The following is an 18,342-nucleotide window of genomic DNA, read 5'->3' as shown; positions in this document are numbered from 1 at the left end:
GGACTACGGTTGGAAGCCGTCCGGCAGCAGCCGCGCCAGCGCCCGTACCGCGCGGTACTGCAACGCCTTGATCGCGCCCTCGTTCTTGCCCATCGCGCGGGCCGTCTCGGCCACGGAGAACCCCTGCAGGAAGCGGAGCACGATGCACTCCTGCTGCTCGGGGTTGAGCTGCTTGACGGCGCTGAGCAGGGCCACGTTGGTGATGTGCTCGACGACCGCCGCCTCCGGGCTGCCCTCCGGGCCCCGGTCCTCGCGATCGGCGTCCAGCACGTCGCCGGTGGTCACCTCCAGCCGGTAGCGGCCGGACTTGAAGTGGTCGGCCACCAGGTTGCGGGCGATGGTGACCAGCCACGCGCCGAGGTCCCGGCCCTGCCAGGTGAAGCTGCCGATCCGTTTGAGGGCGCGCAGGAAGGTGTCGGAGGTGAGGTCCTCCGCGAGCTGGCGGTTGCCGACCCGGAAGTAGACGAACCGGAACACCGTGTCGACGTACCGGTCGTAGATCAGCCCGAACGCCTCGGACTCGCCCGCCTGGGCGCGCTCGACCAGGGCCCAGACCTCGGTCGCCGGGTCGGACGGGTCCGGTCGGCTGGGGAAGCCCGTCGAGGCGGCGGGGGCGGCGGCGGTCGCCGGCACCGCCGGGATCACGGCCGTCTCCGCGGCCGACTGCTCGGACGCCGTCGACGGTTCCGTCGTGCGGCGGCCCTGCGCCGGCATGGTGGGCCGGGCCGGCGCGACCACCCGGCCGCCGGCCGGCTTGGCGTTGCCCCCCGGTGTCGCGGGACGCGGTGGCGGCTCGTTGTGGTGCGGCCGGTGGCGGACCCGGCTCGACGTGCCCTCGCCGCGGACCGCGAGGCTGCCCGTGTCGTCCAGCGGACCCCGGATGGCGGGTCGCTCGTTGAGCGGGGCGCGGGTCGCCGGGTTGGTCAGGCCGAGCGGCCGTTCCGCGTAACCGAAGGTCGTCACCGCGCCGCCTCCGTTCCGCCGGCGGCGGGCCGCGCTGGTCGGCGCGTCGCCGGCGCGCCGCCACCCGGGCGGTCGGGCAGGGCTGGCTCGGGGCGTGCCGACGGGCGGCAGATCCCCTTGAGGTGCTGGTCCAATGCGCTCACAGGCACGGGGGCCTCCTCGGGCTGAGGGGTGTCGACTCACGGCAAATGGGGTGAGCCGACCCGAGTGATGATAGGGCCAACGTCACCCGCGCGTGGCAAGTCCGTTACACAGGGCGGAAGTATTTCCCGCCCCGTCGCACAAATGGCGGACCGGTTGTCCGTCGCGTGCGGTTGACATTCGGATTGCCGCGTGATCCCGAAGGGATTTCCAGCTCAGCGGGCACGCCGGCCGGCGCGGGGCGGACGGGTGACGCGGGAGTCGACTCAGGAGTGTCCCGCGTGTCGCGGCACGCCGGCGCGTCCCGTACACGGGACTGGATCCGTCTCGTCCGCGCGTCCCGGGCATCCTGTCGACGGGACTCGCCGCGGCGTCGGTGCGCCCGACGGCCCCTCGGGCGCGGCCCGGTCCGTCGCGGGCATGGCCCGAGACCCGGCGCTGTGCCAGACTCAGCCACCGTGCAGGACGCAACCGACAGCATCGCGTCGAACCTCGCCGACCGGGTCCGCCGGGCGGCCGTCGCCCACGGCGACCGACCCGCGCTGCACTGGCGCGAGCGGACCCTGACCTGGTCCGAACTGGACGCCTCGGTGACCGCCGCCGCCCGGGCCCTGGCGGACCTGACCGGGAATCCGCCCGCCGGAACGGCGCCGACCGGGTCCCGGGCCGCCGGGGCGGCGCCGACCGGGTCCCGGGCCGCCGGGGCGGCGCCGACCGGGGCCCCGGCCGCCGGGGCGACGGCGGGCCCGTCCGCCGTCGACCGGCACCCGCCCCGGGTCGCCATCGCGCTGGGCAACTCGCCGGACTTCGTGGTCGGCTACCTGGGCGCGCTGCGCGCCGGGCTGGTGGCGGTGCCGGTCAACCCCGGCCTCACCGCCCCCGAGCTGCGGCACGTGCTGGCCGATTCCGGCGCCTCGGTCCTGATCGGCACCGAGCGGGTGCGCGACCTCGTCGCCGGCGTCGCCGGGGAGCTGCCCGCGCTCACCGCCGTGCACGGCGCCCCGCCAATGACGGACGGCGGGGGTGGGGGCCCGTTCCCCGGCCGAAGCGGCGACGACCTGGCGGTGCTGCTCTACACCTCGGGCACGGAGGGGCGGCCGAAGGGCGCGATGCTCACGCACCGGGCGCTGGCGGCCAACCACGAGCAGGTGGACCGCATCGACCCGCCGGTCGTCGGCCCGGACGACACCGTGCTGCTCGCGCTGCCGCTGTTCCACGCGTACGGGCTGAACTCGGGGCTGGGCGCGGTCGTCCACCATGGCGCGACCGGGGTGCTGGTCGACGACCTCGGCCCCGACGCCGGGCTGGCCGAGATCGCCCGCCGCCGGGTCGGCGTGCTGGTCGGCGTACCGTCGATGGTGGCCGCCTGGTCCACGGCGGACGCCGGTGCGGTCGCCGCGGCGATGGCGTCGGCGCGGGTCGTGGTCTGCGGCGCGGCGCCGCTGGAGCCGGCCGTCGCGGCCCGCTTCGCCGAGGTCGCCGGCCGTCCGGTGCACGTCGGGTACGGCCTGACCGAGACCGCGCCGGTGCTCACCTCCACCCTCGTCGGCGGCGAGCCGAAGGCCGGCTCGATCGGCCGCCCGCTGCCCGGCGTCGAGTTGCGCCTGGTCGGGACGGACGGGGCCGACCTGTGGCGCGACGGCGTGGCCGAGCCGGACGAGGACGCCGACGAGCTGGACCTCTCCGACGCCGCGCCGGGCACGGACCCGGGCCAGATCGTGGTGCGCGGGGCGAACCTCTTCTCCGGGTACTGGCCGGACGGCCGGGGCGGGCCGGACGCCGACGGCTGGTGGGCCACCGGCGACGTCGGGTACGCCGACTCCGACGGCGACCTCTTCCTGGTCGACCGGGTCGGCGAGCTGATCCTGGTCAACGGGTTCAACGTGTACCCGCGCGAGGTCGAGCTGGTGCTCTCCGCCCATCCCGGCGTGGCCGAGTCGGCGGTACTGGGTGTGCCGCACCCGCGGACCGGCGAGACTGTCCGGGCGTACGTGGTGCCGGCGCCGGGGCGCCCGGTCACGGGCGAGGAACTGCTCGCCCACTGCGCCCGCAACCTGGCCCGGTTCAAGTGCCCGACCGCCGTCGAGTTCGTCGACGAGCTGCCGCACTCGGTGATCGGCAAGGTACGCAAGACCCTGCTCCGGCCGGCGTCGTCCCCGGCGGCACCGGTGCCGTCGCCGGCGGCGTCGCCGGAGAACCGTCCGCCGGCCCCGGCCGGCACCAGCACCACGGAGGAGACCGATGCGTGAGCCCCGACTCACCCTGATCACCCGGCCCGGCTGCCACCTCTGCGAGGACGCGAAGGCGGCGCTGGACCGGGTGGTGGCGGTCACCGGGGACCGGTGGACCGAGAAGGACGTCACCGACGACATCGAGCTGGAACGCGAGTACGGCGACCGCCTGCCGGTGGTGCTGCTCGACGGCAAGGAGCACGGCTACTGGCGGGTGGAGGAGGAGCGGCTGCTGCGGGACCTGACCACCCCGCAGCTGTAGCGCCGCCGGGGTCGCCGGGCCGGCAAGGGCGGGTCGGTGACGCCGGTTATGGTGCTGCGATGACCCCTGCGCACCGTCACCTGGTCTGGGACTGGAACGGCACCCTGCTCAACGACCTCGACCTGGTGGTCGCCTCCACCAACGTCGCCTTCGCCAGCGTCGGCGGGCCCGCGGTGACCGCCGACGAGCACCGGGTCAGGTTCCGCCGGCCGATCGCCGACTACTACGCCGAGGTGCTCGGCCAGGCGGTCGACGACGACGAGTTCGGCCGGCTGGACCGGATCTTCCACGACGCGTACCGGACCGGGCTGACCACCTGTGAGCTGGCGCACGACGCCACGGTCGCGATGGCGGCGTGGCGGGGCAACCAGTCCCTGCTCTCGATGTGGTTCCACGAGGAGCTGGTGCCGACGGTGCGGACGTACGGGCTCAGCGGGCACTTCGTCCGGGTGGACGGGCTGCGGGCCACCGTCGGCGGCGACCGCAAGGCCGAGTCCCTCCGCAACCACCTGGCCGAGCTGGGCGTGGCCGGCCGGGACGTGGTGCTGATCGGGGACTCCGTCGACGACGCCGACGCCGCCCTGTCGGTGGGCGGTCGCGCCGTGCTCTACACCGGCGGGTTCACCGACCCGGCCCGCCTGCGCGCCTCCGGTCACCCGGTCGCCGACACCCTCACCGAGGCCGTGGCCCTGGCGGCCGCCCTGCCCTGACCGGCGGGGTCAGTTGCGCAGGTAGGCGAGGACGGCCAGGACCCGGCGGTGCTGCTCCGTGTCGGGCGGGAGCTGGAGCTTGGTGAAGATGTTCCGGACGTGCTTCTCGACGGCGCCGTCGGTGACCACCAGGGTGCGCGCGATCGCCGTGTTCGAGCGGCCCTCGGCCATCAGGGCGAGCACCTCGCGTTCGCGCGGGGTGAGTTCGCGCAGCGGGTCGTCGCGGCGGCGCCGGGCGAAGAGCTGGCCGACCACCTCGGGGTCGAGCACCGTCCCGCCGGCGGCCACCCGGTCCAGGGCGTCGAGGAACTCGTCGATCGCGGCCACCCGGTCCTTGAGCAGGTAGCCGATCCCGCCCCCGCCGCCGCCGGTCGTGGCGAGCAGGTCGTCGGCGTACGACACCTCGACGTACTGGGAGAGGACCAGGATCGGGGTGCGGGGCACCAGCCGCCGGGCCTCCACCGCCGCGCGCAGTCCCTCGTCGGTGTGCGAGGGCGGCATCCGGACGTCGACGATCGACACGTCCGGCCGGTGCGTGACGACCGCCGCCACCAGCGCCTCGCCGTCGGCGACGGCGGCCACCACCTCGTGCCCCCGCTCGCTGACCAGCCGGACCAGGCCTTCCCGGAGCAGCACGGCGTCATCCGCGATCACGATCCGCATGGTTGAGTTGTCTACCACGTCGGGGTCACAGCGGGAGTTCCGCGCGGATTTCGGTGGGCCCGCCGACGGGGCTGACCACGTCTAGCCGGCCACCGGCGGCGCGCACCCGGTCGGCGATGCCGACCAGCCCGTGCCCCTTGGCCAGGTGGGCGCCGCCCTGGCCGTCGTCGCCGACGCCCACCTCCAGCCGGCCGTCGCGCCGGGCCACGGTGACGTGGCACTCGGTCGCCCGGCTGTGCTTGGCGACGTTGGTCAGCGCCTCGGCCACGACGAAGTACGCCGTGCTCTCCACCGCCGGGTCGAGCCGGCCGGCGGGGCTGCCCAGCTCCGGGTCCACCCGCAGCTCGATCGGGATCAGGCCGCGCCCGGCCAGCGCCGCCAGGGCGCTGGGCAGGCCCCGGTCGACCAGGATCGGCGGCGCGATGCCCCGGGACAGGGCGCGCAGCTCGGCGAGCGTCTCCCGGGTCTGGGTGACCGCCTCGTCCAGGGTCCGCGCCGCGGCGTCGGGGTCGGTGGCGAGCTGCTGGCGGGCCCGGCTGAGGTCCATGGCGAGCCGGACCAGGCGCTGCTGCGGGCCGTCGTGGATGTCCCGCTCCAGCCGGCGCAGCGCGCTCGCCTCGGCGGACACGGCGGCCCGCTTCTGCTCCTCCAGCACGGTGATCCGGTTGCGCATCTCCGCCACGCCGGTGAGCATGGCCCGGCCGAAGCTCGCCTGGAGCAGCGCGCAGCCGCGGGCCACGATCGGCAGGGTGATCAGGAAGAACAGCCCGATCGCGGTGTGCAGCCCGATCCGGGCGACGGTCGAGTCGCCCAGGCCGAGGAGTTGGGGGAGGCCGACGTCCTCCGGGTCGCCGTGCGGCAGTGCCCAGTCGTACGCCCAGTAGAGCGATCCGGCGACGGCGCCGGCCCACCAGACCAGCGTGACCGCGAAGGTGGCGACGGCCACGACCAGCTTGAGGATGCCGTGCGCCAGGTCGAGCCAGGACTGCGCGTCCCCCATGGGCACGAAGATCCGCCGCCAGGCGCTGGCCCCGGGCTCGGGGAGCCGGTACTGCGGGCGGATCCGGGACTGGTGCAGCACGGCAGGGAGGCGGAGCCGCTCGATGTCGGCCAGCCCCCGGGCGGCGTACAGGGTGCCGCTGAGGACGGGCAGGCCGATCACCGTCACCACCAGCCCGAGGCCGGCCGCGAGGCCGACCAGCAGGACCACGAAGCTGGCCAGGGCCAGGGGGAGGCCGAGCAGCACGTAGCCGGAGTCCAGGAGGAGTTGACGGGAGATGGTCGGCGCCGGCGCGGGCGGGTCGGCGGCGACGGGTACGGCGGTCATACGACGAGGCTAGGCAGCGCGGAGGTGCCCGACCCATCCCGTCGGCCGGCCTCTCCGGCGTAGGGCTGTCCCTACCGCGACCCTCCGGGCGGCGCCCGCCGGCCGCGACGGGCGCCCCCCGGGGCCCGACCGGAGTGGGCCCCGGTGCCGGCGCGGTCGGGCCCCGCCGGCACCGGCGTGACGTAATCGGCGGCGAGCCGCGCTCGCGCGATTGGTCAGAGAAGTCGTAATTGAGCAATAATCGCCGAGCGGCGCCGGCGGAGGCCGCTGTATCGATCTTGCGGGATGGAGGGCCAGGTGGAGCCGCGTCGCGAGCTGTCAAGATCGCGATTTGTGCACGCCTTCACAAGCGCCTACTCTGTAGTTCCGACGCGCCCTGCTAGCACAGCCGGCAATCTCGGTCGCCAGCGGGAGTCCCGAAACGGCCGGCCGCTGGAGCTGGCCGAGGATCGCACCGCACGGAGTCTCATGAGTCAGCACCGTCACCCTGGCGCGCCCGGCCGCGCCGGTGCCGTACCGGCGCTCCCGGACCTGCCCGAGGCGACCGTCGCGCGGCTCCCCGAATACCTCCGTGCCCTGCACAACCTGGCCGAAAGCGGTCACGAGACCGTGTCCAGCGAGGGGCTGGCGAGCGCCGCGGGGGTGAACTCGGCGAAGCTCCGCAAGGACCTCTCGCACCTCGGCTCGTACGGCACCCGGGGCGTCGGCTACGACGTGGCGCTGCTGGTCGACCAGATCGAGTTCGTGCTCGGGCTCACCCAGCGCCGCGCGGTCGCCCTCGTCGGCGTGGGTAATCTCGGTCACGCCCTGGCCGGCTACGACGGCTTCGCCAGCCGCGGCTTCCGGATCGCCGCGCTGTTCGACGCCGACCCCGAACGCGTCGGCGAGGAGATCAGCGGGCTGGTCGTCCGGCACATCGACGAGCTGCCCCGGGTCGCCGTCGAGGAGTCCATCGCCATCGGCGTGATCGCCACCCCGGCCCCGGCCGCCCAGGCGGTCGCCGACCAGCTCGTGGCCGTCGGTGTGACGAGCATCCTGAACTTCGCTCCGTGCGTACTCTCGGTCCCGGAGGGGGTCGACGTGCGCAAGGTCGACCTGGCCATAGAGCTGCAGATCCTGTCCTTCCACGAGCACCGCAAGGCATCGCTGACCGCGCTTCCCGCCACCGGCGGGTCCGCCCTCACCGCCCTGCCCGGCGGGCTCGCGGTCACCGAACCCCAGGAGGCGATCGGCACGTGAAACTGCTCGTCGTCGGTGCGTCCTACCGCACCGCTCCCGTCGCCACGCTGGAGCAGCTCGCGGTCGCCCCCGCCGATCTCACCCGCACCCTGGACCGCCTGGTCGCGCAGCCGTACGTGACCGAGGCCGTGCTCGTCTCCACCTGCAACCGGGTGGAGGTCTACGCCGCCGTGTCCGGATTCCACGGCGGTCTCGGCGACATCTGCGCCGTGCTGGCCGAGCAGGCCGGGTGCCAGCCGGCCGGGCTCGCCAACCACCTCTACGTGCACTTCGACGCCGCCGCGGTGGACCACGTCTTCCGGGTCGCCGCCGGGCTGGACTCGATGGTCGTGGGCGAGGCGCAGATCCTCGGCCAGCTGCGCGACGCGTACCACTCAGCGACCGGGGCCGACACCGCCGGGCGCCTGCTGCACGAGCTCATGCAGCAGGCGCTGCGGGTCGGCAAGCGCGCCCACGCGGAGACCGGCATCGACCGGGCGGGTCAGAGCGTGGTGACCGCCGCGCTGGAACTGGCCGCCGAGCACCTCGGCAGCGACCTGGCCGGCCGCCCGGCGCTGGTGGTCGGGGCGGGCGCCATGGGCTCGCTGGGCGTGGCCACGCTGTCCCGGCTGGGCGCCGGGCCGCTCACCGTGACCAACCGGGGCGCCGACCGGGCCGTCCGGCTGGCCGAGGCGTACGGGGCCGGCGCGACGCCGATGACGGAACTCACCACCGCGCTCTCCACAGTGGACATCGTAGTGGCCGCCACCGCGGCCACGGAAGCGGTCCTCACCCGCGAGGTGGTCACCCGGGCGCTCGCCGGGCGCGACCCCCGGCGGGGGCCGCTGGTCCTGCTCGACCTGGCCGTGCCGCGCGACGTGGCGGCCGGCGTGGCCGAGCTGCCCGGCGTCGAGGTGATCGACATCGACCGGATGGCGGCGCTGCTCGCCGACGGTCCCGCCGCCGCCGACGCCGCCGCCGTCGAGCGGATCGTGGCCGGCGAGGTCGACGCCTTCCTCACCTGGCTGCGCGGGGCCGACGTGGCGCCGACCGTGGCCGCCCTGCGCGGCCGCGCCGACGACGTGGTCACCGCCGAGCTGCGCCGGCTCGCCCAGCGCCGCCCGGACCTCACCGACGACCAGCGCGCCGAGGTGGCCCGGACGGTGCACCGGGTGGTCCAGCGGCTGCTGCACCAGCCCACCGTGCGGGTCCGCCAGCTCGCCGCGGAGCCCGGCGGCGACCAGTACGCGGCCCTGCTGCGCGAGCTGTTCGACCTCCAGGTGCCGCAGACGTCGCCGGTCGACACCGTCCCCGACGTCGTGGACAGCGACGTCGTACCGCCGTTCGGCCTCGCCGACTTCCCGTCGTCGGCCGGCCCGGCCGACGTCCCGCCCACCGGAGGTGAGCGATGAGCACGCCCCTGCGCCTCGGTACCCGGGGCAGCAAACTGGCGATGGCCCAGTCCGGCCATGTCGCCGAGGCCCTGACCGCCGCCACCGGCCGCCCGGTCGAGCTGGTCGAGGTGGTCACCGCCGGTGATCGATCCTCCGCGCCGGTGCACCGGCTCGGCGTCGGCGTCTTCGTCTCCGCCCTGCGCGACGCGCTGATCGCCGGCACCATCGACTTCGCCGTGCACTCCTACAAGGATCTGCCCACCGCCACGGCGGCCGGGCTGCACATCGCGGCGGTGCCGATCCGGCAGGACCCGCGGGACGCGCTGGTCGCCCGCGACGGCCGGACGCTCGCCGAGCTGCCGCCCGGCGCGACCGTCGGCACCGGCGCGCTGCGCCGCATCGCCCAACTGCACGCCCTCGGGATGCAGCTGGAGGTCGCCCCGATCCGGGGCAACGTCGACACCCGCCTCGCCCGGGTGCTCGGCCCGGAGGCCGACCTGGACGCCATCGTCCTGGCCCGGGCCGGGCTGGCCCGGCTGGGGCGGACCGAGGTGATCACCGAGACGCTCGACCCGATGCTGATGCTGCCCGCACCCGCCCAGGGCGCGCTGGCGGTGGAGTGCCGGATCGACGACCCGGACGTTGTCGAGCTGCTCGCCGTGCTCGACCACGCACCGTCCCGCGCCGCGGTCGTCGCGGAGCGGGCGCTGTTGGCCACCCTGGAGGCCGGATGCTCCGCTCCGGTCGCCGCCTACGCCGTCGTCGCCGAAGGCGAGCCAACCGGCTCGGGTGCCGAGGGCGATGTTGTCCAGGAGATCTACCTGCGCGGGGCGGTGATCAGCCCGGACGGCTCGCGAGACCTCCGGCTGTCCCGCACCGGAACGCCCGCCGACGCGGCGGAGATCGGCAAGGCACTCGCCGCCGAACTCCTCGACCTCGGCGCCGACTCGATCCTCGGCCAAGAAGGACACGCCGGCCCGGGGACCCAGCAATTTGGGAGCACAGAATGACCCGCACCCGTAAGCCCGTAGGCCGCATCGCGTTCGTCGGGGCCGGTCCCGGCGACCCGGGCCTGCTGACCCGCCGGGCGCACGACGCCCTGGTCGACGCCGACCAGGTGGTGTACGACCGGGGAGTCCCCGAGTCGCTGCTCGACGCCGTCCGTGCCCAGGCCAAGTCCGACGCCCAGTTCACCCCGGCCGAGGGCGCGCCGGGCGACGTGGCGAAGGTGCTGATCTCGGCGGCCCGGTCCGGGCTGAACGCGGTGCACCTGGTCGCCGGCGACCCGTTCGGCCACGAGTCGGTGGTCCGGGAGGTGCAGGCGGTCGCGCGTACCGCCGCGCACTTCGAGGTGGTCCCGGGCGTCGGCCAGGCGGAGGGTGTGGCGACCTACGCGGGCGTGCCGCTGCCCGGCGTACGCACGGCGGCCGACGTCGAGGACGTCAGCACGCTGGACTTCGATGCCCTCGCCGCGGCCGTCGGCCGGGGCTCGCTGGCCCTGGCCGTGGACGCCGGCGACCTCGCCGCGATCCGGGACGGGCTGCTCGCTGCCGGGGTGGACGGCGCCACCGGCGTCGGGGTGACCGGGGACGGCACCGGCGAGACGCAGTACACCACCACGTCGACCGTGGACTCCTTCGTCGCGGCGGCGCTCGGCTTCACCGGCCGGGTCGTGCTCACCGTCGGCGAGGGTGTCGGCCAGCGGGACAAGCTGAGCTGGTGGGAGAACCGGCCGCTGTACGGCTGGAAGGTCCTCGTGCCCCGCACCAAGGAGCAGGCCGGCGTGATGAGCGCGCGGCTGCGCGCGTACGGGGCCATCCCCTGCGAGGTGCCGACGATCGCGGTCGAGCCGCCGCGGACCCCGGCCCAGATGGAGCGGGCGGTCAAGGGCCTCGTCGACGGCCGGTACGCCTGGGTGATCTTCACCTCGGTCAACGCGGTCCGCGCCGTCTGGGAGAAGTTCGCCGAGCACGGCCTCGACGCCCGGCACTTCGGCGGCGTCAAGATCGCCTGCATCGGCGAGGCGACTGCCGACGCCGTCCGCGCGTTCGGCATCCAGCCCGAGCTGATCCCGTCGGGGGAGCAGTCCTCCGAGGGGCTGCTGGCCGAGTTCTCGCCGCACGACGAGATCCTCGACCCGGTCGGCCGGGTGCTGCTGCCGCGCGCCGACATCGCCACCGAGACCCTCGCCGCCGGGCTCACCGAGCGCGGCTGGGAGGTCGACGACGTGACCGCGTACCGGACGGTCCGGGCCGCCCCGCCGCCCGCCGAGATCCGGGACGCGATCAAGTCCGGTGGCTTCGACGCGGTGCTCTTCACCTCGTCCTCCACGGTCCGGAACCTGGTCGGCATCGCGGGGAAGCCGCACGCGCGTACCGTTGTTGCAGTGATCGGGCCCAAGACGGCGGAGACGGCGACGGAGTTCGGCCTGCGGGTCGACGTCCAGCCGCCGCACGCCTCGGTCCCCGACCTGGTGGAGGCGCTCGCCGCCTACGCCGTCGAGCTGCGCGAGAAGCTCGCCGCCATGCCGGCGAAGCAGCGTCGCGGCTCGAAGGTGCAGGGGCCGACCGCCCTGAGGTTCCGGTAGTCGTCTCAGCAGGAGGCCCGTGATGCCGTACCCCGAGATCCGGCCCCGCCGGCTGCGCCGCAACGCGGCGCTCCGGCGGCTGGTGTCCGAGACCCGCGTCGACCCGGCCGAGCTGGTCGTGCCGATGTTCGTCAAGGAGGGGCTGACGGAGCCGCGGGCGATCGCGTCGCTCCCGGGGGTGCTCCAGCACTCCCGGGACTCGCTCCGCAAGGCCGCGGTCGAGGCCGTCCAGGCGGGCGTCGGCGGCATCATGCTCTTCGGGGTGCCGGCGCGGCGGGACGCCACCGGGTCCGGCGGGATCGACCCGGACGGCATCCTCAACGTCGCGATCCGTGACGTCGTGGCTGAGGTTGGCGACGCCACGGTGCTGATGAGCGACCTCTGCCTGGACGAGTTCACCTCGCACGGGCACTGCGGCCTGCTCACCCCCGACGGCGGCGTGGACAACGACGCCACGCTGGCGGCGTACGCCGAGATGGCGGTGGCCCAGGCCGCCGCCGGGGTCGGGGTGGTCGGGCCGTCCGGGATGATGGACGGCCAGGTCGGCGTGGTGCGCCGGGCGCTCGACGCCGCCGGCCACCAGGACGTGGCCGTCCTCGCGTACGCCGTCAAGTACGCCTCGGCCTTCTACGGTCCCTTCCGCGACGCGGTGGAGTCGGCGCTGGAGGGCGACCGGCGCACCTACCAGCAGGACCCGGCGAACCTGCGGGAGTCGCTGCGCGAGGTCGAGCTGGACGTCGCCGAGGGCGCCGACATGGTGATGGTCAAGCCGGCGCTGCCGTACCTCGACGTGGTGTCGGCGGTCCGCGCGGCGGTCGACGTCCCGGTCGCGGCCTACCAGGTCTCCGGCGAGTACGCGATGGTCGAGGCGGCCGCCGCGAACGGCTGGATCGACCGGGAGCGGGTGATGCTGGAGACGCTCACCTCGATCCGCCGGGCCGGTGCGCAGATCATCCTCACCTACTGGGCGGTCGAGGCCGCCCAGCTCCTCCGCCAGCGCTACTGAAGCCCTGCTGAAGCCCTACTGACGCCCCCGGCCAGCGTCCCGTTCACGGTAGGGCGCACGGCGTCCCGTTCACGGCACCACCTGGCTTTCCGACATGCGGGGGTCGGGCACCGGCGTCACAGACGCCACGCCGCGCCCGGCCGGACAGAGAAGTCGGCACGGACCGGTTCCGCCCGGTCGCGCTGGACGCAGCCCGACCCACGACCCGCGACCGGCGGCCGGCGACCGGCGACGGCGCGCCACTGCCGGCTCACAGCATGCGTACCCGGTCCACGCATGCTGTTTCCGTTACCCAGAGCGATCAATCCAAGCGAGTCGTGACCCCCTCTCTCGAACGCTTTGCTCTGCACCCAGATACGCGCCGGTAACCGAGAGTGTCTGTTGCGTATGCGGGTGCAGAGCAAAGGGCGCATCGAGGGTTGCTGCCTCCTCGGGGCGTTCTTTGGATATGTGCTGGTCAGGGTGGTGATCAGTCAGATCGTCGGTCGCGAAGCTCGGTCGAGGGCGTCAGTGCCATTACTTACAGTCACACGGTGGCGTCCGGTTGGGGCTGTCACCCAGCGTGAGGGTTTGGTGAGGTCGACGGGAGTCGCCCCGGCCGAAGTGGGTGCTGTCGGTTCTCCACAGGTAGCTGGGTTGTCCACAGGCCGGGGAGGCGGGATTGCGAACGGGCCCGCACGGCCGGGACCGTGACGGGATGACCGACATTTCCGCCGCACCATGGGCCGACGGCCGGCCGTCCCCTGATGATCAGCCCGGCTGCGACGATCAGCCCGGCTGCGACGATCAGCCCGGCTCCGACGATCAGCCCGTGCTGCTGACCGAGCCGTTCGACATTCCGTGGCCCGCCGCCGGCATCGTCCGTGCGATCCGGCGTCGCGCCGACCTGAGCCAGCGGGAGCTGGCTCGGTGGGCGGGGGTGCACCACGCCACCGTGGGGCGGATCGAGGCGGGTCGGCTGGTGCCCAGCATCCTGCTCCTGCGCCGCGTCATCGGGGTCGCCGGGTTCCGGCTGGCGGTGGTCGACGAGTTCGGGCGGGTGCTGAAACCGATGCGGGACCGCGACGACACCCGCGACGGGGCGGAACGCCGCTACCCGTCGCACCTCGACACCATCCTGGACCCCGAGCCCGGGGAGTGGTGGGCGGACCTCTACGGGCTGGCCCGCCCGCCGGAGACGTTCTACCGCAATCGCGCCGTCCGGGACGCCATGCGGCGGCGCAGCCAGTGGGAGGTCCGGGTGGCCAAGTACCGCAACGTGCCCCCGCCGCCGCGCGCGTGCGGGCACGATCGCCGGTTACCGTGAACCCATCGTCCCCGCCGGCCCATTGCCCCGTGAAAGGGCCGACGGCCCGCCCGCCAGGTGCTTCCTGGCGGGCGGGCCGTCGGTACGCGCAGCCGGAGGGGCTGTCCGGGCGACGTCAGTCGTCGTCGGCGATGGTGCCCACCGCGACCGGGTCGGCGATGCGCAGCCCCGGCACGCCCGTCACCAGCAGCGTCAGCTTCTCGTCCGCCTCCCGCTTGCGGTCACCGCGCACAGTCACCGGGAAGGCCAGCGAGGTCTGCCCGGCGGCCAGGACCTTGCAACCGACGTAGGGGTCGTAGTCGGCGCCGGCCTGGGCCGTGGTGCCGTACGTGGCGGCGCAGAGCAGCACCGGCTGGGACAGCGGTCGCGAGACGGTGACCGTGAAGTTCAGCGGGTGGGTGCCCCGGTCGCCCTCGGCCACCGACACGTCCCCGACGCTGAGCGAGGCCCGCGACCGGAACCGGGCCACCTGCGGGTCGTGGTCGCTGGAGCCGCGCGTGCCGTCACCGGCGTGCTCGGCCGGCCAGTCGGCGTTGATGTGCGCCGCCCGCATCTGGACCAGGTCCCGGTGCAGCGCGCCGTTCACGAACAGGTGGTCCAGCGTCTGCGCCTGCCCCTCGAAGCTGTACGAGTAGGCGGACGACGGGGCGTCGGCGAGCAGATCGTCCCAGAGGTTGCGCATGCCGGCCTCGTACAGCGGCCCGAGCTGGTCCGACGGGGTGGGCTCCGCAGCCGTGGCGATCGGGTCGTCGGGGCGGGGGAAGACGTTCAGGTCCCCGCCGTACACCACCCGTGCGTCCGGGTCCGACGCCTCGATCGCCGTGACGATCGCGGCCCCGTACGCGGCCTGCTCCCGGCGCTGCCCGACCCGGCTGTCCGGCCCCGAGGAGTAGTGGTTGCTCGCGGCCCACAGGGTGTATCGCTCGGTCGACCCGGGCGCGGCGGCCACGGTGAACTTGCCGAGCTGCGGAGCACGGGTGAAGACGTTGTCGCCGTCCTTGCCGGTGGACGTGTCCACGTCGGCGGGAAGCACCGCGTTGAGCGCCTTCGGGTTCTGCACGTCCGCGTTGCCCGGCAGCCCCGCGCCGCGATACTGCACCGTCGGCGCCGAACCCAGCAGCGGGTCGCCGGCGGTCGCCTCGGCCAGCGACACCCGGTCGGTGCGGTAAAGGAACGCGGCGGTGATGCCCCGCGCGTCCGCGCCGCTGCGGTCGTACGCGGCCGCGTAGGCCGGGCCGCCGCTCGCCGCGATGGTCAGCGCCAGGTCCTGGAGGGAGTCCGGCGCGCCGTCCGCGTCGTTGGTGGTGCCGCACACCAGCTCACCGCCGGAGACCGCGCAGATGTCCTGGTCCTCCGCCTCCTGCACGAGGATCAGGTCGGGCGAGTGCAGGTCGGTGGTGATCTGGTCGGCCAGCGCGGCGAGCTGGTCGCGGTACTCCTGCTCGCTGCCGGGGACGTAGTCGAACGGCGGGCGTACCCCGGTGCAGCCGGCGTTGCCGGCGAAGTCGCAGCCGTCGAACGGGTCGTCGCGGTAGTCGTACAGGTTCTCGACGTTGTAGGTCGCGACCGCGACCTCCTCCGACCGCTTGGCCGGCTGCGGCGGGTTGTTCGTGGACGGGTCGGTCCCGCCGGTGAACTCGGCCCGCTCGACCTGCACGCCGTACTTCTCGAACGAGTAGTAGAGGCCACCGACCGCGTCGGCGGTCAGCGTGTCGAAGGTGCGGGCGGGCGGGAGCAGCGCGCCGCTGTCGCCCGTGGTGCCCTTGACGCCCATGCTGCCGAGCAGGATGCGCTGCCCGTTGCCGTCGTCGAAGCGGCGGCTCGGGTCGTTGTCCAGCGGGTGCGCGTCCCGGAACACCCGGCGGGCGTACGGGTCGGCGCGGTCCAGCAGCGGGTCGTCCCGGTCGATCACGAAGATCTCGCCGTCGGCGGTGGAGGCGAAGACGTTCCGCCCGCTCACGGCGCCGCTGCCGGCCCGCACCCGCAGCCGGGTGCCCTCGTGCCGCTCCCAGAACCGCTGCGCGTCGGCCAGTTCGACCGGCGGCACCGCGTCGGTCACCTCGACCTCGGCGTTCACGTCGACGCCGGAGGCGAGCTTGCGCACCAGCGACGCGCCGGAGAGCTGGGTGAAGTTGAAGTACTCGGAGACCCGGGCCCGGAGCACCACCTCGTCGCCGACCGTCGGCACGTAGCCGCCGATGAGCGAGGTGAACGAGCCCATGAAGACGAAGATGCCGTCCGAGCTGGTCGGGTCGCCGTCGGTGGCGCCGGACCGGCTCTGCAGGAAGAAGCCGCGCTGGTCCCGGCCCGACGAGTCACGCGCCAGGGTGAGCTGGGTGATCACGCCGCGCACGTCGTACAGCGTGCTGCTGGTGCCGTTGCCGGACGCCGGCGCGAGCGGGGACCGGTCGGCCGGGCCGGACTCGCCGTCGGTTGTCGGACCCTGCACCTCGCCGACCGTCAGCTCGCGGGTGACCTGCACGGCGAGGGTGCAGGTGGCGGTGCCGCCGTCCGCGTCGGTCGCGGTCAGCACCACCGTGTACGCCCCGGCGGCCAGGTCGGCGCTCGCGGCGACCGTGGCCCGGGCGGTGCCGCCGACCGCGTCGGCCGGGGTGACGGCCGTGCGGCTGACGGAGCCGGTGGCCGGGGTCGGGCTGACCGAGGTGACCGCCAGGTCGACGATCCGGTCGTCGGCGTCGGTGGCGGTGACCTCCCGGGTCGCCGCCGTGCCGGCCGGGGTGACCAGCGCCGGGCCGCAGGTGAGCGTCGCCGGCGCGTCGACCGGGCCGCCCCCGTCGACGGTGTGCGCGCCGAGCCCGTCGAACGTGTCGACCGGGAAGCCGGCCCACTGGGCGGCCGGGTCGAACGCGTCCGAGGGGTCGGTGTCGCCGGACGTCACGGCGGGCAACCGGCGCAGGGTGTTGTTCTCGGTGCTGGTGACACCGGTGCCCCACTCGGTGCCCGGGTCGACGCCGACCTGGCCGATCGAGTCGAGCACGGTGCCGCCCCGGCGCAGCACGATCGCGTCGTCGCCGTTGAACAGGCCGGCTGTCGTGGTCTGGTCGGCCCGGTCCAGGATCGCCGGCGCGGCCGAGGCGGAGGCGAAGACGAAGACGTCGCCGGCCGCGACGGTCCCGGTCAGCGCCACGCTCGTCGGGGTGGTGGAGCCGTTGAAGTGCAACTGGAGCTGGTAGCCGCCGGCGGCCAGGTCGACGGTGGCGCCGGTGCCGTTGAACAGCTCGATCGCCTTGTTGTTCGACGAGCCTTCGACGTACTCCGAGATGAACAGGTCGGTGGGCGCGGCGCTGGCCGCGGTGGGTGCGACGCCGACAGCCGCGACGGTCACGGCGGCGGTGGCGGTCGCGAGCGCGGCAAGAGTGCGGCGCGGGCGCATGGGGCCTCCACGATGGGTGGACGGGGAACTAACGCACGTTAAGGGGCTCCGCTGACCGTCGTCCATCCCCCACCGGTCGGTTTCGTGAACTCTCCGGTCAGCGTCCGGCGTCGAGGCGGTGCACCAGCTCGGCCACGTCGACGCTGTATTCACACCACTCGCGGTCCGCACGGTAGCCCAACTCGGCGTTGACCTTGAGCATGGCCTCGTTGGCCTGTGCGTTCCAGGTCTGCACCTCGGTCAGCCTCGGCTCCGCCGAGCGCAGCTCCAGCAGCATCCGCGCCTTGATCGCCCGGTCGATGCCGTAGCCCCGGTGGTCCTGCACGACGATGGTGTCGTACTGGTCGGCGCGGGTGGGGTGCTGGGCGGGCACCACCACCTCGGTCAGGCCGGCCACCTCCCCGGTCTGCTCGTGGAGGGCGAGCACGATGTAGGGCTTCATGCCCCGCCGGTGCAGGCAGTCCAGGCTGTCCCGCAGCCGCTGCGGGTCGTACGAGCTGGGGCGCAGCTCGCCGTCGTCGACGTCGCGCACCTCCGCCTTGGCCCGCGCGTACGCGTCGATCAGGTCGTCCGGCGGTCCGCCGGGGCAGAACTCCAGGTGGTAGCCCGCGCCGATGCCGGTGGCCATCTCGGACAGCTCGGCCCAGTCCACCGCGGACAGGTCGAGCACGCTTCGGGTCTCGACGTATTCCTTCGAGAAGCCGAGCGACTCGTAGAAGGCGACGGCCGGCGTGTCGCCGACCACCTCGACCCCGATCGACTGGAAGCCCTCCTGGTAGGCCCGCCGGGCGGCCACCAGGACCAGGTCACGGCCGAGCCCGCTGCGCCGCCGGGAGGGGTGCACCAGCACCTCCAGCACGCCGATGTCGCCGAGCAGGAGCACGTTCACCTGGCCGAGGATCGGCCCCGGCGCCCCACCGGCGGCCAGCTCCGCCTGGGCGACCCAGGAGATCCGCCGCTCGCCGGGCATCACCTCGGAGAGGTATTCCCGCAGGGAACTCTCCCGCCACGGTGGATCCTGCGGCAGGTCGACCGCCAGGACCGCGTTGAGCGTGTCCAGCAGCGACGCGATCTCGGCGGACGACGCGGTCCTGGGGTCCCACTCGCGCACCATCACCTGTCTAGCTTGCCGCTAACCGC

Annotated in this window: 14 protein-coding genes; 9 read left to right on the top strand and 5 right to left on the bottom strand. The window is 74.2% G+C overall.

What is annotated here, in order from left to right:
* Positions 1-3: 3 nt before the first annotated feature.
* Entirely contained in the window at positions 4-963 is a 960-nt protein-coding gene (locus tag AB0G14_RS02010; protein WP_357692748.1) for an ECF subfamily RNA polymerase sigma factor, BldN family, read from the bottom strand.
* A gap of 599 nt (positions 964-1,562) precedes the next feature.
* Between AB0G14_RS02010 and AB0G14_RS02005 the strand changes: the two genes are divergently transcribed.
* From AB0G14_RS02005 to AB0G14_RS01995, 3 genes are read left to right on the top strand one after another with little or no spacing between them, the layout of a single operon-like run.
* A complete protein-coding gene (locus AB0G14_RS02005) occupies positions 1,563-3,353 on the top strand; it encodes an AMP-binding protein (protein WP_357692746.1) in 1,791 nt (596 codons plus the stop codon).
* Positions 3,346-3,597, top strand: a complete 252-nt coding sequence (locus AB0G14_RS02000; protein WP_350707036.1) for a glutaredoxin family protein — start codon at positions 3,346-3,348, stop codon at positions 3,595-3,597. The genes AB0G14_RS02005 and AB0G14_RS02000 overlap by 8 nt, the downstream gene beginning before the upstream one ends.
* 59 nt (positions 3,598-3,656) lie before the next feature.
* Positions 3,657-4,307, top strand: a complete 651-nt coding sequence (locus AB0G14_RS01995) for an HAD hydrolase-like protein (protein ID WP_357692744.1) — start codon at positions 3,657-3,659, stop codon at positions 4,305-4,307.
* 9 nt (positions 4,308-4,316) lie between these two features.
* Here the strand turns inward: AB0G14_RS01995 and AB0G14_RS01990 are convergent, their stop codons facing one another.
* Positions 4,317-4,970, bottom strand: a complete 654-nt coding sequence (locus tag AB0G14_RS01990) for a response regulator transcription factor (RefSeq protein WP_350707040.1) — start codon at positions 4,968-4,970, stop codon at positions 4,317-4,319.
* A 25-nt stretch (positions 4,971-4,995) separates the two neighbouring features.
* Positions 4,996-6,297, bottom strand: a complete 1,302-nt coding sequence (locus tag AB0G14_RS01985; RefSeq protein ID WP_357692741.1) for a sensor domain-containing protein — start codon at positions 6,295-6,297, stop codon at positions 4,996-4,998.
* A gap of 468 nt (positions 6,298-6,765) precedes the next feature.
* Between AB0G14_RS01985 and AB0G14_RS01980 the strand changes: the two genes are divergently transcribed.
* From AB0G14_RS01980 to AB0G14_RS01955, 6 genes are all read left to right on the top strand, one after another.
* Positions 6,766-7,536, top strand: coding sequence for a redox-sensing transcriptional repressor Rex (locus AB0G14_RS01980; protein ID WP_357692739.1), 771 nt, complete (start codon positions 6,766-6,768; stop codon positions 7,534-7,536).
* A complete protein-coding gene (locus AB0G14_RS01975; RefSeq protein ID WP_357692737.1) occupies positions 7,533-8,927 on the top strand; it encodes a glutamyl-tRNA reductase in 1,395 nt (464 codons plus the stop codon). The genes AB0G14_RS01980 and AB0G14_RS01975 overlap by 4 nt, the downstream gene beginning before the upstream one ends.
* A complete protein-coding gene (hemC, locus tag AB0G14_RS01970; RefSeq protein ID WP_357692735.1) occupies positions 8,924-9,919 on the top strand; it encodes a hydroxymethylbilane synthase in 996 nt (331 codons plus the stop codon). The genes AB0G14_RS01975 and hemC overlap by 4 nt, the downstream gene beginning before the upstream one ends.
* Positions 9,916-11,496: a uroporphyrinogen-III synthase gene (locus AB0G14_RS01965; RefSeq protein ID WP_357457454.1), complete on the top strand. Its 1,581-nt coding sequence runs from the start codon at positions 9,916-9,918 to the stop codon at positions 11,494-11,496. The genes hemC and AB0G14_RS01965 overlap by 4 nt, the downstream gene beginning before the upstream one ends.
* 22 nt (positions 11,497-11,518) lie before the next feature.
* Positions 11,519-12,502 (top strand): porphobilinogen synthase, encoded by a 984-nt coding sequence (gene hemB, locus AB0G14_RS01960; protein ID WP_357692733.1) that lies wholly within the window; start codon positions 11,519-11,521, stop codon positions 12,500-12,502.
* A 697-nt stretch (positions 12,503-13,199) separates the two neighbouring features.
* The gene (locus tag AB0G14_RS01955; RefSeq protein WP_357692731.1) at positions 13,200-13,808 is read left to right on the top strand and encodes a helix-turn-helix domain-containing protein; all 609 of its coding nucleotides are present in this window, start codon (positions 13,200-13,202) and stop codon (positions 13,806-13,808) included.
* A 115-nt stretch (positions 13,809-13,923) separates the two neighbouring features.
* Here AB0G14_RS01955 and AB0G14_RS01950 read toward each other — a convergent pair whose 3' ends face one another.
* Both AB0G14_RS01950 and AB0G14_RS01945 read right to left on the bottom strand, forming a co-directional pair.
* Positions 13,924-17,202 (bottom strand): lamin tail domain-containing protein, encoded by a 3,279-nt coding sequence (locus AB0G14_RS01950; RefSeq protein WP_357692729.1) that lies wholly within the window; start codon positions 17,200-17,202, stop codon positions 13,924-13,926.
* A gap of 97 nt (positions 17,203-17,299) precedes the next feature.
* Entirely contained in the window at positions 17,300-18,316 is a 1,017-nt protein-coding gene (locus AB0G14_RS01945) for a GNAT family N-acetyltransferase (protein WP_357692802.1), read from the bottom strand.
* Positions 18,317-18,342 lie beyond the last annotated feature (26 nt).

The sequence above is a fragment of the Micromonospora sp. NPDC023814 genome (genome assembly GCF_040639595.1).
GTDB lineage: Bacteria > Actinomycetota > Actinomycetes > Mycobacteriales > Micromonosporaceae > Micromonospora.
Note: the sequence above shows the minus strand (reverse complement) of the source record. Positions and strands in the feature narration are given on the sequence as shown.

Bases quoted from the DNA above. Each gene is read 5' to 3' on its own strand.
- AB0G14_RS01990 (WP_350707040.1), bottom strand. From the start codon at position 4,970: ATGCGGATCGTGATCGCGGATGACGCCGTGCTGCTCCGGGAAGGCCTG.
- hemB (WP_357692733.1), top strand. From the start codon at position 11,519: ATGCCGTACCCCGAGATCCGGCCCCGCCGGCTGCGCCGCAACGCGGCG.
- AB0G14_RS01945 (WP_357692802.1), bottom strand. From the start codon at position 18,316: ATGGTGCGCGAGTGGGACCCCAGGACCGCGTCGTCCGCCGAGATCGCG.
- AB0G14_RS02000 (WP_350707036.1), top strand. From the start codon at position 3,346: ATGCGTGAGCCCCGACTCACCCTGATCACCCGGCCCGGCTGCCACCTC.
- hemC (WP_357692735.1), top strand. From the start codon at position 8,924: ATGAGCACGCCCCTGCGCCTCGGTACCCGGGGCAGCAAACTGGCGATG.
- AB0G14_RS01995 (WP_357692744.1), top strand. From the start codon at position 3,657: ATGACCCCTGCGCACCGTCACCTGGTCTGGGACTGGAACGGCACCCTG.
- AB0G14_RS01950 (WP_357692729.1), bottom strand. From the start codon at position 17,202: ATGCGCCCGCGCCGCACTCTTGCCGCGCTCGCGACCGCCACCGCCGCC.
- AB0G14_RS01955 (WP_357692731.1), top strand. From the start codon at position 13,200: ATGACCGACATTTCCGCCGCACCATGGGCCGACGGCCGGCCGTCCCCT.
- AB0G14_RS01980 (WP_357692739.1), top strand. From the start codon at position 6,766: ATGAGTCAGCACCGTCACCCTGGCGCGCCCGGCCGCGCCGGTGCCGTA.
- AB0G14_RS01965 (WP_357457454.1), top strand. From the start codon at position 9,916: ATGACCCGCACCCGTAAGCCCGTAGGCCGCATCGCGTTCGTCGGGGCC.
- AB0G14_RS01985 (WP_357692741.1), bottom strand. From the start codon at position 6,297: ATGACCGCCGTACCCGTCGCCGCCGACCCGCCCGCGCCGGCGCCGACC.